Here is a 13,685-nt window from a genome sequence, read left to right as displayed (position 1 = left end):
TCGCAATCACATTACTGATCATGGTTTTGCCTGCGCTTTTTGCGTAAGCTGTGCCGGTCTTTTTATCGGAAGAGGTTGTACAAAATTATGACATCGCTGGTCGTTCCTGGTCTGGATACGTTGCGTCAATGGCTCGATGACCTGGGGATGAGTTTTTTTGAATGTGATAACTGTCAGGCTCTGCATCTGCCCCATATGCAGAATTTCGACGGTGTCTTTGATGCTAAAATCGATCTGATCGATAACACGATCCTGTTTTCTGCCATGGCGGAAGTCCGACCTTCAGCCGTATTGCCGCTGGCGGCGGATTTATCAGCCATCAATGCCAGTTCGCTGACCGTGAAAGCATTTCTTGATATGCAGGATGATAATCTGCCAAAGCTGGTGGTTTGCCAGTCTTTATCCGTTATGCAGGGCGTAACCTATGAGCAGTTTGCATGGTTCGTGCGTCAGAGCGAAGAGCAGATTTCGATGGTCATTCTTGAAGCTAATGCCCATCAACTGCTGTTACCGACTGACGATGAAGGGCAAAATAACGTTACCGAAAACTATTTCCTCCACTGATAACTCCTTTCGAGCACGCAGTCGCTGCCGCAGTGACTGCGTGCCGCAAAATTATCCGCTGTTTTTAACCTTTTATTAAAGATTAATTCACTTCTCTTGTGCCGATTTGGCTTTATCACATAGAGCAAATACGCATAAAAATTTGTTAAATACCGTTTTTTAATCCGAGCTATAGTCTCAAACCCTGGCTAAAGTTATTCTTGCGATGCTTTTATATAGTGAGCAGTGCAGGCCGGGAGAGAGTTCTCTTTTCTTACACCGCGCCGATAAAAATATGCACGTTTATTGCATATCTTTCAGTGTGACAACTTTTGTTCGTTTGTTAACGAATTTTCAGAAGGAAAGAGATATGACCGCCTTAAATAAAAAATGGCTATCGGGTCTGGTTGCGGGGGCTCTGATGGCCGTCTCTGTCAGCACGCTCGCGGCTGAACAAAAAACACTCCACATTTATAACTGGTCTGATTATATCGCCCCGGACACGGTGGCCAACTTTGAAAAAGAAACCGGTATTAAAGTCGTCTACGATGTTTTCGATTCTAACGAAGTACTGGAAGGCAAATTAATGGCGGGGAGCACCGGCTTTGATCTGGTGGTGCCGTCAGCAAGCTTTCTTGAGCGCCAGCTGACAGCGGGAGTTTTCCAGCCGCTGGATAAAAGCAAATTGCCGGAGTGGAAGAATCTCGATCCGGAGCTGCTGAAGTTGGTCGCCAAACACGATCCCGACAATAAATTTGCTATGCCCTATATGTGGGCGACGACCGGGATTGGCTATAACGTCGATAAAGTTAAAGCGGTGCTGGGCGAAAACGCGCCCGTCGATAGCTGGGACTTGATCCTCAAACCTGAAAATCTGGAAAAACTGAAAAGCTGCGGTGTCTCTTTCCTCGATGCGCCAGAAGAAGTGTTTGCTACCGTGCTGAATTATCTCGGCAAAGATCCTAACAGCACTAAAGCGGATGATTACACCGGACCGGCTACCGATCTGCTGTTAAAGCTGCGCCCGAACATTCGTTATTTCCATTCATCCCAATACATCAATGATCTGGCGAATGGTGACATCTGTGTCGCTATTGGCTGGGCGGGCGATGTCTGGCAGGCGTCAAACCGCGCGAAGGAAGCGAAGAATGGCGTGAATGTCTCGTTCTCGATTCCAAAAGAAGGGGCGATGGCGTTCTTTGATGTATTCGCCATGCCTGCGGATGCCAAAAACAAAGACGAAGCCTATCAGTTCCTGAATTACCTGCTGCGTCCTGATGTGGTGGCACATATCTCTGACCATGTGTTCTATGCTAACGCCAATAAAGCAGCCACGCCGCTGGTGAGTGCGGAAGTCCGTGATAACCCGGGTATTTATCCGCCTGCGGATGTTCGTGCGAAGCTGTTCACTCTGAAAGTGCAGGACCCGAAAATCGACCGTGTGCGCACCCGCGCGTGGACCAAAGTGAAGAGCGGAAAATAATCCGCAGCCGTAGATGCCGGACGGGCGCACCACACCCGCCGGCAATTCGCACCATCATGGTGCGCTTGCACACATTCAATGCCGGAGAGCAGCCGTGAATGACGCTATCCCTCGCCCGTAGGCGAAAACCCGTAAGGCGCTGACGCCGCTATTAGAAATCCGTAACCTGACCAAATCCTACGATGGTCAACATGCGGTGGATGATGTCAGCCTGACCATCTACAAAGGTGAAATCTTCGCGCTGCTGGGCGCATCCGGCTGTGGCAAGTCCACGCTGCTGCGTATGCTGGCAGGTTTTGAACAACCTTCTGCCGGGCAGATTATGCTCGATGGCGTCGATTTGTCACAGGTGCCGCCTTACCTGCGCCCCATCAATATGATGTTTCAGTCTTACGCGCTGTTTCCGCATATGACCGTGGAACAGAACATCGCTTTTGGCCTGAAACAGGACAAACTACCGAAAGCGGAAATTGCCAGCCGGGTCAATGAGATGCTTGGGCTGGTGCATATGCAGGAGTTCGCCAAACGCAAACCGCATCAGCTTTCCGGTGGTCAGCGTCAGCGTGTGGCCCTGGCCAGAAGCCTTGCCAAGCGCCCGAAACTATTACTGCTCGATGAGCCGATGGGCGCGCTGGATAAAAAGCTGCGTGACCGGATGCAGCTTGAAGTGGTGGATATTCTGGAGCGTGTCGGTGTGACTTGTGTGATGGTCACCCACGATCAGGAAGAGGCGATGACCATGGCGGGGCGTATCGCCATTATGAATCGTGGGAAATTTGTCCAGATTGGCGAACCGGAAGAGATCTACGAGCATCCGACCACCCGCTATAGCGCTGAATTTATCGGTTCGGTTAATGTCTTTGAAGGTGTACTCAAAGAGCGTCAGGAAGATGGTCTGGTGCTTTATTCGCCGGGACTGGTGCACCCACTGAAAGTCGATGCAGATGCTTCAGTGGTTGATAACGTGCCGGTACACGTAGCGCTGCGTCCGGAAAAAATCATGCTTTGCGAAGAGCCGCCCGCCAATGGTTGTAACTTCGCGGTGGGGGAGGTGATACACATTGCCTATCTCGGCGATCTTTCGGTGTATCACGTTCGTCTGAAAAGTGGGCAGATGATCAGCGCCCAGCTACAAAACGCCCATCGTCATCGTAAAGGGTTACCGACCTGGGGCGACGAAGTACGTTTGTGCTGGGAAGTGGACAGCTGTGTGGTGCTGACGGTTTAAGGAGCAAAGATGAGTACACTTGAACCTGCTGCCCAGTCGAAACCGCCGGGCGGATTTAAGCTGTGGTTGTCGCAGCTGCAAATGAAGCATGGGCGCAAACTGGTCATTGCGTTGCCATATATCTGGTTGATCTTGCTGTTTCTGCTGCCATTTCTGATCGTCTTTAAAATAAGCCTGGCGGAGATGGCGCGCGCTATTCCACCTTATACCGAATTGATGGAGTGGGCTGACGGGCAACTTTCTATCACTCTTAATCTCGGTAATTTTCTGCAACTGACCGACGATCCGCTCTATTTTGATGCTTATCTCCAGTCGTTACAGGTGGCGGCGATTTCGACTATTTGCTGTTTACTGATCGGCTATCCGCTGGCGTGGGCGGTGACGCACAGTAAGCCTTCGACCCGTAATATCTTATTACTACTGGTGATCCTGCCGTCGTGGACCTCGTTTCTGATTCGTGTCTACGCCTGGATGGGAATATTAAAAAACAACGGTGTGCTGAATAATTTTCTGCTGTGGCTGGGGGTTATCGATCAACCGCTGACCATTCTGCATACCAACTTTGCGGTTTATATTGGCATTGTTTACGCCTACGTGCCGTTTATGGTGCTGCCGATTTACACCGCGTTGATTCGTATTGATTATTCGCTGGTAGAAGCGGCACTGGATCTCGGTGCACGACCGCTGAAAACGTTCTTTACCGTGATCATGCCACTCACCAAAGGGGGGATTATTGCCGGATCGATGCTGGTGTTTATCCCTGCTGTGGGCGAGTTTGTGATCCCGGAACTGCTCGGTGGCCCGGACAGCATCATGATCGGGCGCGTGCTGTGGCAGGAGTTCTTTAACAACCGCGACTGGCCGGTAGCCTCGGCGGTAGCGATCATCATGTTGCTGCTGCTAATTGTGCCGATAATGTGGTTTCACAAACACCAGCAAAAAAGCGTGGGAGAACACGGATGAATAATTTACCGGTTGTTCGTTCGCCCTGGCGGATTGTGATTTTGCTGCTGGGCTTCACCTTTCTCTACGCGCCAATGCTGATGCTGGTTATCTATTCATTCAACAGCTCGAAACTGGTGACGGTGTGGGCCGGCTGGTCAACGCGCTGGTATGGCGAATTATTGCGCGATGACGCGATGATGAGTGCGGTTGGTTTAAGTCTGACAATTGCAGCCTGTGCGGCAACGGCAGCGGCGATCCTCGGGACGATTGCGGCGGTGGTGTTGGTGCGTTTTGGCAGGTTTCGCGGATCAAATGGTTTTGCCTTTATGATCACCGCGCCGCTGGTGATGCCAGATGTCATCACGGGTTTGTCGCTGTTGTTGTTATTCGTCGCGCTTGCTCATGCTATTGGCTGGCCTGCGGACCGCGGTATGCTCACCATCTGGCTGGCGCATGTCACTTTCTGTACGGCTTATGTGGCAGTCGTTATTTCGTCGCGTCTGCGGGAACTGGATCGCTCGATAGAAGAAGCCGCGATGGATCTCGGTGCGACGCCGCTGAAAGTGTTTTTTGTCATTACGCTACCGATGATCATGCCCGCGATCATTTCTGGCTGGTTACTGGCTTTTACTTTGTCGCTTGATGATCTGGTGATCGCCAGCTTTGTTTCCGGGCCGGGAGCCACCACTTTACCGATGCTGGTCTTTTCCAGCGTGCGGATGGGGGTGAATCCGGAAATCAACGCCCTGGCAACATTGATCCTCGGCGCGGTCGGAATTGTCGGATTTATCGCCTGGTATCTGATGGCGCGCGCAGAAAAACAGCGGATACGCGACATCCAGCGTGCAAGACGTGGCTGAAGACACTAAAATTTGCCAACCTGGCTACATAATGCCGCGCATGTCGCGGCATTGTTTTCATGGAAGACGAAACGTTGGGATTTTTTAAGAAAACATCTTCATCTCATGCTCGCCTGAATGTGCCTGCGCTGGTGCAGGTGGCGGCGCTCGCCATTATTATGATCCGTGGCCTCGACGTGCTGATGATTTTCAATACGCTGGGCGTGCGCGGTATTGGCGAGTTCATTCATCGCAGCGTACAAACCTGGAGTTTAACGCTGGTCTTTTTGAGCAGTCTGGTGCTGGTTTTCATTGAGATCTGGTGTGCGTTTTCACTGGTGAAAGGGCGTCGCTGGGCGCGCTGGCTGTATCTGTTGACACAAATCACAGCCGCAAGTTACTTGTGGGCGGCCTCGCTGGGGTATGGTTATCCGGAGCTGTTCAGCATTCCCGGTGAATCAAAACGTGAAATCTTCCATAGCCTGATGCTGCAGAAGCTGCCGGATATGCTCATCCTGATGCTGCTGTTCGTTCCCTCGACCAGTCGGCGGTTCTTCCAGTTGCAATAATGTGTATAATCGTCGCCCCTGATGATGTGAAGGTCAATGTATGCAGTGCGCACTTTACGACGCGGGTCGCTGTCGTTCCTGTCAGTGGATAACGCAGCCGATTCCAGAGCAACTCTCCGCTAAAACCGTCGATCTTAAAAATCTGCTCGCCGATTTTCCGGTTGAGGAATGGTGTGCGCCGGTGTCAGGCCCGGAACAAGGGTTTCGTAATAAAGCCAAAATGGTGGTGAGTGGTAGCGTTGAAAAACCACTGCTCGGTATGCTGCATCGGGATGGTACACCGGAAGACCTTTGTGACTGCCCGCTTTATCCAGCCTCATTTGCGCCCGTTTTTGCGGCGCTAAAACCGTTTATCGCCCGTGCGGGTTTAACGCCTTACAACGTGGCGCGTAAACGTGGTGAACTGAAATACATTCTGCTGACTGAAAGCCAGAGCGATGGCGGCATGATGCTGCGTTTTGTACTGCGTTCTGATACCAAACTGGCGCAACTGCGTAAGGCGCTGCCGTGGTTACAGGAACAATTACCGCAGCTGAAAGTTATTACCGTCAATATTCAGCCGGTACATATGGCGATTATGGAAGGGGAGACGGAGATCTACCTGACCGAACAACAGGCACTGGCAGAGCGTTTTAATGACGTACCGCTGTGGATCCGTCCGCAAAGTTTCTTCCAGACTAATCCGGCGGTCGCCAGCCAGCTGTACGCCACCGCGCGCGACTGGGTACGACAGCTGCCGGTTAAACATATGTGGGATCTGTTCTGCGGTGTGGGTGGCTTTGGTTTACACTGCGCGACGCCTGACATGCAGTTAACCGGGATCGAAATTGCACCAGAGGCCATTGCCTGTGCGAAGCAGTCAGCCGCTGAACTGGGCTTAACGCGTTTGCAATTTCAGGCGCTGGACTCTACGCAGTTTGCCACCGCTCAGGGGGAAGTGCCGGAGCTGGTGCTGGTTAACCCGCCGCGCCGCGGCATCGGTAAACCGCTGTGTGATTATCTCTCAACGATGGCACCGCGTTTTATTATCTACTCCAGCTGTAACGCCCAAACTATGGCGAAAGATATCCGCGAACTGCCTGGTTATCGCATCGAACGGGTACAGCTTTTTGATATGTTCCCGCACACCGCGCACTATGAAGTGCTGACGCTGCTGGTGAAGCAATAAAAAAGCCGCAGGTGCGGCTTTCTGAATCTTACTGTGGGAACCACTGGTCATTGATTTTCTGATATGTACCGTCAGCTTTAATTGCTGCCAGCGCGTTATTCAGTTTTTCCAGCAGAGCTTTGTTATCCGGACGTACAGCGATACCCAGGCCGGTGCCGAAGTATTGCGGATCGGTCACTTTTTCAGTAGCAACGCCCAGTTGCGGATTGGTTTTCAGCCATTCGTTTACCACTGCGGTGTCACCAAATACGCCATCAATACGGCCATTTTTCAGATCGATAAAGGCATTCTGATAACTGTCATAGGAGACAGTTTTTACTTCCGGGTGCTGATCCTGAATATATTTCTGGTGCGTGGTGCCGTTTTCCATCCCAATACGTTTGCCTTTCAGATCGGCAAACGTTTTGTAGGTATCTTTTTTGGCAATCACGACGGCTGAGTTTTCGTAGTAGGGCGTGGTAAACGATACCTGTTTGCTACGCTCCGGCGTGATATCCATTCCGGAGATTACGGCGTCATATTTTCTGAATTTCAGTGACGGGATCAGGCTGTCGAACGCGTGATTAGTAAAAGTACATTCTGCCTGCATTTGTTTGCACAAGGCTTTTGCCAGGTCGATATCAAAGCCGACAATCTCATTATTAGCACCTATAGATTCAAAGGGTGGATAGGTGGCTGAAACGCCAAAATTGATTTTCTCTGCGGCAGAAGCACCGAAAGTAAAAGAAGCAAGTAAAGCGGCAAGAACTAACTTTTTCATGATGGAACTCCCGTCTGTCAATCTTATGATTTTTGGCCGTGTCTGCGGCATGGGATAACAATGCCATCAAGTGAATTTATATGCAATAAATATGAGTAAATAATTTATATGAAATAAAAAAGACGGACAGCTTAGTGGGTTGTCCGTCTTCATAATAAGAATTTATGCACTATGTAGGCCGGATAAGGCGTCCACGCCGCATCCGGCATCAGCATGCAGCTACATTAATTCCGCCGTTCGAATGCCAGTGCTTTACGCTCGATCAGACGCATCATCAGCGTCAGCAGGCCGTTGACGACCAGGTAAATAATCCCCGCCGCGCCAAATACCATTACATCGTAGGTGCGTCCGTACAACAACTGGCTGTATCCCATCACTTCCATCAGCGTAATGGTGTAAGCCAGAGAGGTACTTTTGAACACCAGCACCACTTCGTTGGAATAAGAAGAGAGCGAGCGTTTAAACGCGTACGGCAGCAGGATCGCCAGCGTATCTTTTTTGCTCATTCCCAGGGCGCTACAGGACTGCCATTGACCTTCCGGGATCGCGCGAATCGCACCGTAAAACAGCTGCGTGGTGTACGCCGCACTGTTCAGCGACAACGCAATCAGCGCACATAACCACGGTTCTGACAACAAATGCCACAGTGCCGGATACTCCTGCAACGTTGGGAACTGGCCCGGTCCGTAATAAATCAGGAAGATCTGCACCAGCAGCGGCGTACCGGTAAACAGCGTGATATAGCCCCGCACCAGCCACACCAGCACCGGCGTTTTCAGCGTCAGGATGATGGTAAAAATCAATGCCAGAATCAGTGCCACAATCAGCGAGGCAACGGTTAGCGTCAGGCTGGTGTGCAGCCCTTTCATCAGTTCGGGTAAATACTCAAACATTAGCTGGGCCTCCGCTCAAAACGTGTCGCGCGCAGGTCAATGCGTTTGAGAATGTACTGACTGAGCAGGGTGATCACCAGGTAAATCACCGCCGCCACAATGTACCAGGTAAACGGTTCCTGTGTACGGGTAGCGATGCTTTTGGTTTGTAGCATTAAATCATTCACACTAATCAAACTGACCAGCGCGGTATCTTTCAGCAGCACCAGCCACTGGTTACCGAGACCTGGCAGCGCATGACGCCACATCTGCGGCATCACCAGACGGAAAAAGATAGCCGATTTCGACAGCCCCAGCGCCTGACCGGATTCCCACTGACCCACCGGCACCGCTTTTAATGCACCACGCAGCGTTTGCGAGGCATAGGCGGCATACAGCAGTGACAGTGCGATGACACCACAAAGGAACGGGCTAACGTCGAAGTTCTCAATGTCCATCTGCACCGGGATCTGCACGAACCCAAGATTGATAGTGAAGCCATCCGAAAGCGTCAGCAGCAGCTGCGAGGAGCCAAAATAGATAAACAGCACCACCAGAATTTCTGGCAGGCCACGCAGAATGGTTACCAGCGCTGAACCTGCCCACGCGACAGGACGCCATTTCGCAGACTCCCATACCGCAAAGAACATCGCCAGCGCCAGCCCGACAATCAATGCACAAACGGCAAGGCCGACGGTCATCCCGGCGGCGCTTGCTAAAGGAAAAAATTCATTCATCAGGAATTACTTCTGGAACCATTTGTTGTAGATGGTTTCGTAAGTGCCATCTTTCTTCACTTTTTCCAGCGCAGTGTTGAGTTTCTGCTGCAGTTCAGTGTTGCCCTGGCGTACTGCGATGCCGAGGCCAGTACCGAAGTAATCTTTATCGGTCACTTTATCGCCCACTGCCGCCAGTTTCGGGTTATCTTTCAGCCATTCGGTTACCACTGCGGTGTCACCAAATACGCTGTCGATACGACCGTTTTGCAGATCCAGTTTTGCGTTCTGGTAACTGTCATATGGCACGGTAGTGATTTCCGGATGCTTATCCATAATGAACTTCTGGTGTGTCGTCCCGTTCTGAACGCCGACTTTTTTGCCTTTCAGCTGATCAACACTGGTGTATTTGCCTTGCTGACCCACAAACAGGGCAGAGTTGTCATAGTACGGGGTGGTAAACAGCACCTGCTTTTCACGCTCCGGAGTGATATCCATGCCCGCCATCACTGCTTCTACGCGACGGAATTTCAGGCTTGGGATCAGGCTGTCAAACGCCTGGTTAGAGAAAGTGCAGGTTGCATCAATCTCTTTACACAATGCCTGCGCCAGGTCGACATCAAAACCAACGATCTGGTTGTTTGCATCAATCGATTCAAACGGAGGATAGGAGGCTTCGGTGGCAAAACGAATGGTTTCGGCTGCTGTGGCGGAAAGACTAAAACCTGCAATTAACGCGGCAATCAGAACTTTTTTCATTGTTGTTATCCCGAATCTTAGTGAGAGAGATAGTTTTTAAATGCTTCGGTTTGCGGCTCGGTAAAGCAGCTCGCGTCGCCTTGTTCTACGATATGACCGTTTTCCATATACACCACTCGGCTGGCGGTTTTACGCGCCACTTCAACTTCGTGGGTGACGATCACCTGGGTAATATTCGTTTCTGCCAGCTCACGAATGATGCTGACGATTTGTGCCGTAATTTCGGGGTCCAGTGCGGCGGTCGGTTCATCGAACAGCAGTACCTGCGGTTCCATCATCAACGCACGGGCAATAGCAACACGCTGCTGCTGACCTCCAGAAAGATGCAGCGGGTAACGATCGCTATAAGGTTTGAGACGCAGACGTTCCAGCAGTTTTTCTGCACGGGCCAGCGCCTGATCTTTACTCAACCCCAGTACACGACAGGGCGCTTCAATCAGGTTTTGCTGCACGGTCAGATGCGGCCACAGGTTGTATTGCTGAAACACCATGCCAACGTTACGACGCAAATCGCGAATCGCTTTGTCAGAGGGGGTTTTGGTGAAATCGAAATGGTTGCCTGCAATGTTGAGCGTACCGGAGCGCGGCATCTCAAGCAGATTGAGTACACGCAGCAGCGAGCTTTTACCCGCGCCGCTGGGGCCAAGTAACACCAGCGTTTCGCCCTGTGGGCAATCCAGCGTGATATCGAACAGCGCCTGATGCGCGCCGTAGAAGCAATTAATGCCGTTTAATTGAATACTCATTGACACTCGTATACTGGCAGTCTGATAGCTATTGAGGTCGAAGATAATACCTTTGACAGAATAATTATGCAATATTTCTGCTTTAAAAGTTAAAAGCAAAGCGCATTATTCAATAAACATAGCACAAAATAACGGGGGCGGTGGTCGGCGAGCATAAATGTCGGCATTCCTCACGAAATGCCGTACAATTTACGGGGTTTATTGGTTGATCAAGACGTTAGCGATTCTCGATGGACTGACGGAGCGTACCCGCTGTGGCATGAACGCTACCGCCTAAGTAGCGCACATCGTCGATGACCCAACACTGGCCTTCCTGAATCATTAACACTTCATCCTGCCAGCCCTGGTCACCCTGCTTGAGATCCACGCGCAATGGAATGTTACGGGCATCACGATTAGGGATAGTAGATGCACTGGCAACGTGGGCGCTGTCTGGCAAGGTGGTTCGACTGGAGAACGGATCGCTGCTTAACAATTCACGATGACTATTATCGCGGCTGGCATCGCTAAGTAGGGTTGCCAGTTTGTCACTCAAATAGGGGCGTAGAGCGGTAATGTCATTGCCGCGATGTTGAATGCGGTAGTCATAGAACTGTTGAGCCACGCTATCAGGCCCCCCTGGACACAGGAACCGGTGCGGGGGCCGTTATCTTTATAAGCTGGCGTGACGGTGGTACAGGCACTGAGTAGCAGTGCGCAAGGGATAAGCATGGTCAATTTGCTATAGCGCATGATGATTTCCTTATAAGCGAACACCTTGAAAGCGTTCTACGATAATAATGATATCCTTTCAATAATAGCGTATCAGTCCGATAATGCTTTGAAGATCGAAGGCTTAGCAAACAAGGAGATCGATCATGCAATTTTCTACAACCCCAACTCTGGAAGGCCAGACCATCGTTGAATATTGCGGTGTGGTGACTGGCGAAGCGATTTTAGGCGCGAATATTTTCCGTGATTTCTTTGCCGGTATCCGCGATATCGTTGGCGGACGCTCCGGTGCCTACGAAAAAGAACTGCGTAAAGCGCGGGAGATTGCCTTTGAGGAGCTCGGCTCCCAGGCGCGAGCGCTGGGGGCTGATGCCGTCGTCGGTATTGATATCGACTACGAAACGGTCGGGCAAAACGGCAGTATGCTGATGGTTAGCGTCAGCGGTACGGCGGTGAAAACGCGTCGATGAGAAGAGTCTTCTGGCTGGTCGCTGCCGCTCTGTTACTGGCAGGGTGCACAGGCGAAAAAGGCATTGTCGAGAAAGAGGGATATCAGCTTGATACCCGACGCCAGGCGCAGGCGGCGTATCCGCGCATTAAAGTGCTGGTGATCCACTACACCGCAGATGATTTTGATAGCTCGCTGGCGACACTGACCGATAAGCAGGTCAGCTCGCATTATCTGGTCCCTGCGGTGCCACCGCGATACAACGGTAAACCGCGCATCTGGCAACTGGTGCCGGAACAAGAACTGGCCTGGCATGCGGGGATTAGCGCCTGGCGCGGGGCAACGCGCCTTAACGACACCTCTATTGGCATTGAGCTGGAAAACCGTGGCTGGCAAAAATCGGCGGGAGTGAAATATTTTGCCCCGTTTGAACCGGCACAGATTCAGGCGCTTATTCCGCTGGCGAAAGATATTATTGCCCGTTATTACATCAAGCCGGAAAACGTAGTAGCACATGCGGATATTGCGCCGCAGCGCAAAGACGATCCGGGGCCATTATTTCCCTGGAAGCAACTGGCGCAGCAGGGGATTGGTGCCTGGCCGGATGCGCAGCGGGTGAACTTTTACCTTGCCGGGCGCGCGCCGCACACACCGGTAGAGACCGCGTCATTGCTGGAGCTTTTGGCGCGTTATGGTTATGACGTAAAGCCTGATATGACTCCGCGCGAGCAGCGGCGCGTGATTATGGCGTTCCAGATGCATTTCCGCCCGACGTTATACAACGGCGAAGCGGATGCAGAAACTCAGGCGATTGCCGAAGCGTTGCTGGAGAAATACGGGCAGGATTAGCGCGGCAGTTTTCCGTGGTCGCGTAGCCAGGCGGCAGTTTTCTCGATACCTTCATCCAGGGTGAGGACTGGTTGATAACCTAACTCTTCCTGCGCACGCGTAATATCCAGCGTAAAGTCAAAATTCAACTTGGAGACGCCGTAGTGGGTCAGCGGCGGCTCTTTTGCTGACTTGCGGCCTAAACGCTCCATGCTGCGGGCGATCATATCCAGCATCGGGTAAGGGACGGAACGAATACGACAGTCAATATTCAACTCGTCGATCAGCTTCTGCACGATGCTGCGCAGTGTGCGATGCTCGCCGTTGGTGATGTTGTACACACGCCCGGAAGGTAGCTTATCGCAGGCTTCCTGGCTTGCCAGCCACATGGCGTGCACGGCATTTTCATAGTAGGTCATATCGACCAGCGCACTGCCGCCGTGCGGTAACAGAATGCTGCCGTAGTGGTGCATCATATGCGCCAGACGGGGGATAAAGACTTTATCGTGCGGTCCGAACAGACTTTGTGGGCGCAGAATAGTAAAGCGCGTTTGTGGATTCGCCTGCGAAAGCATATTGATCACCTCTTCGCTGGCTGCTTTGCTGCGGGCAAACTCGTTGGCGAAGCGGTGAGGGCGAAAATCTTCTTTAATATCGCGATGGTGGTGATAATCGAAGTACAGGGAGGGGGAAGAGATATGAATAAAGTTACGCACACCCCAGGCGACAGCCCATTCACCCAGGCGGCGAGTGGCGCGAACGTTAGCCAGATCGAAAGCCTGTTGTGTCCCCCAGGGCGAGGTAAAGCTGGAGCAGTGCCACAGCGTATCAATGCCCGCGAGCATCACTTTAGCTTGTGATGAAACCAGCTCGGTCAGATCCGCCGGAACAAACTCTGCGCCCATTTTTTCCAGCAATTTACCCATTGCCTCGTTGCGACCGGTCGCTCGCACGCTGATGCCTTTCTGGCATAAAAACTCTACCGCGTTTCGACCTAAGCCGCTGGTGGCGCCGGTAACCAGTACCTTCATATCAATCCACTGTTGTTGAGAAAATAACGTGCGCATTCT

At 51.7% G+C, this 13,685-nt stretch carries 15 protein-coding genes and 1 pseudogene; 9 read left to right on the top strand and 7 right to left on the bottom strand.

Translation table 11 applies throughout. The features are described from left to right. The first annotated feature begins 87 nt into the window (after window positions 1-87). The 7 genes from ybjN (at window position 88) to rlmC (ending at window position 6,775) form a co-directional block, all read left to right on the top strand. On the top strand, window positions 88-564 hold the full coding sequence (ybjN, locus tag EAS44_RS16625) for a YbjN domain-containing protein (RefSeq protein ID WP_000203025.1): 477 nt from the start codon (window positions 88-90) through the stop codon (window positions 562-564). A gap of 349 nt (window positions 565-913) precedes the next feature. Beyond that, on the top strand, window positions 914-2,026 hold the full coding sequence (gene potF, locus EAS44_RS16620; RefSeq protein WP_000126095.1) for a spermidine/putrescine ABC transporter substrate-binding protein PotF: 1,113 nt from the start codon (window positions 914-916) through the stop codon (window positions 2,024-2,026). Window positions 2,027-2,165: 139 nt separating this feature from the next. Continuing rightward, window positions 2,166-3,254 (top strand): putrescine ABC transporter ATP-binding subunit PotG, encoded by a 1,089-nt coding sequence (gene potG, locus EAS44_RS16615; protein ID WP_032143158.1) that lies wholly within the window; start codon window positions 2,166-2,168, stop codon window positions 3,252-3,254. A gap of 9 nt (window positions 3,255-3,263) precedes the next feature. After that, window positions 3,264-4,217, top strand: a complete 954-nt coding sequence (gene potH / locus EAS44_RS16610) for a putrescine ABC transporter permease PotH (protein ID WP_029130967.1) — start codon at window positions 3,264-3,266, stop codon at window positions 4,215-4,217. Continuing rightward, on the top strand, window positions 4,214-5,059 hold the full coding sequence (gene potI, locus EAS44_RS16605; RefSeq protein WP_001061658.1) for a putrescine ABC transporter permease PotI: 846 nt from the start codon (window positions 4,214-4,216) through the stop codon (window positions 5,057-5,059). Before potH ends, potI begins: the two co-directional genes overlap by 4 nt. A 59-nt stretch (window positions 5,060-5,118) precedes the next feature. Further along, the gene (ybjO, locus tag EAS44_RS16600; RefSeq protein WP_000389260.1) at window positions 5,119-5,607 is read left to right on the top strand and encodes a YbjO family protein; all 489 of its coding nucleotides are present in this window, start codon (window positions 5,119-5,121) and stop codon (window positions 5,605-5,607) included. Between the two features lie 40 nt (window positions 5,608-5,647). Further along, entirely contained in the window at window positions 5,648-6,775 is a 1,128-nt protein-coding gene (gene rlmC, locus EAS44_RS16595) for a 23S rRNA (uracil(747)-C(5))-methyltransferase RlmC (protein WP_001149763.1), read from the top strand. A 28-nt stretch (window positions 6,776-6,803) separates the two neighbouring features. On the opposite strand, the gene artJ is transcribed toward rlmC, so the two are convergent. From artJ to ybjP, 6 genes and pseudogenes are all read right to left on the bottom strand, one after another. Next, window positions 6,804-7,535, bottom strand: a complete 732-nt coding sequence (artJ, locus tag EAS44_RS16590) for an arginine ABC transporter substrate-binding protein ArtJ (RefSeq protein WP_001295905.1) — start codon at window positions 7,533-7,535, stop codon at window positions 6,804-6,806. Window positions 7,536-7,759: 224 nt separating this feature from the next. Then, window positions 7,760-8,428: an arginine ABC transporter permease ArtM gene (gene artM / locus EAS44_RS16585; protein WP_000464491.1), complete on the bottom strand. Its 669-nt coding sequence runs from the start codon at window positions 8,426-8,428 to the stop codon at window positions 7,760-7,762. Beyond that, window positions 8,428-9,144, bottom strand: a complete 717-nt coding sequence (artQ, locus tag EAS44_RS16580; RefSeq protein WP_001001692.1) for an arginine ABC transporter permease ArtQ — start codon at window positions 9,142-9,144, stop codon at window positions 8,428-8,430. The genes artM and artQ overlap by 1 nt, the downstream gene beginning before the upstream one ends. A gap of 6 nt (window positions 9,145-9,150) precedes the next feature. Further along, window positions 9,151-9,882, bottom strand: a complete 732-nt coding sequence (gene artI / locus EAS44_RS16575; RefSeq protein WP_000756575.1) for an arginine ABC transporter substrate-binding protein ArtI — start codon at window positions 9,880-9,882, stop codon at window positions 9,151-9,153. Between the two features lie 17 nt (window positions 9,883-9,899). Further along, window positions 9,900-10,628 (bottom strand): arginine ABC transporter ATP-binding protein ArtP, encoded by a 729-nt coding sequence (gene artP, locus EAS44_RS16570; RefSeq protein ID WP_000027205.1) that lies wholly within the window; start codon window positions 10,626-10,628, stop codon window positions 9,900-9,902. A gap of 217 nt (window positions 10,629-10,845) precedes the next feature. Beyond that, window positions 10,846-11,360, bottom strand: a pseudogene (gene ybjP, locus EAS44_RS16565) (lipoprotein). Between the two features lie 125 nt (window positions 11,361-11,485). On the opposite strand from ybjP, the gene ybjQ reads away from it, so the two are divergent. Further along, window positions 11,486-11,809: a heavy metal-binding domain-containing protein gene (gene ybjQ, locus EAS44_RS16560; protein WP_001160737.1), complete on the top strand. Its 324-nt coding sequence runs from the start codon at window positions 11,486-11,488 to the stop codon at window positions 11,807-11,809. Further along, window positions 11,806-12,636 carry an N-acetylmuramoyl-L-alanine amidase AmiD gene (gene amiD, locus EAS44_RS16555; protein ID WP_001255187.1) on the top strand — a complete coding sequence of 277 codons (831 nt, stop codon included), beginning with the start codon at window positions 11,806-11,808 and terminating at the stop codon, window positions 12,634-12,636. The genes ybjQ and amiD overlap by 4 nt, the downstream gene beginning before the upstream one ends. On the opposite strand, the gene ybjS is transcribed toward amiD, so the two are convergent. Further along, window positions 12,633-13,646, bottom strand: a complete 1,014-nt coding sequence (gene ybjS / locus EAS44_RS16550) for an NAD-dependent epimerase/dehydratase family protein (RefSeq protein WP_001305933.1) — start codon at window positions 13,644-13,646, stop codon at window positions 12,633-12,635. The genes amiD and ybjS overlap by 4 nt on opposite strands. Window positions 13,647-13,685: the final 39 nt, after the last annotated feature.

It is taken from the genome of Escherichia coli DSM 30083 = JCM 1649 = ATCC 11775 (assembly GCF_003697165.2).
In the GTDB taxonomy this organism is placed as follows: Bacteria; Pseudomonadota; Gammaproteobacteria; order Enterobacterales; family Enterobacteriaceae; genus Escherichia; species Escherichia coli.
The sequence above is the reverse complement of the archived record's forward strand: the minus strand, read 5'-3'. Positions and strand labels throughout refer to the sequence as shown.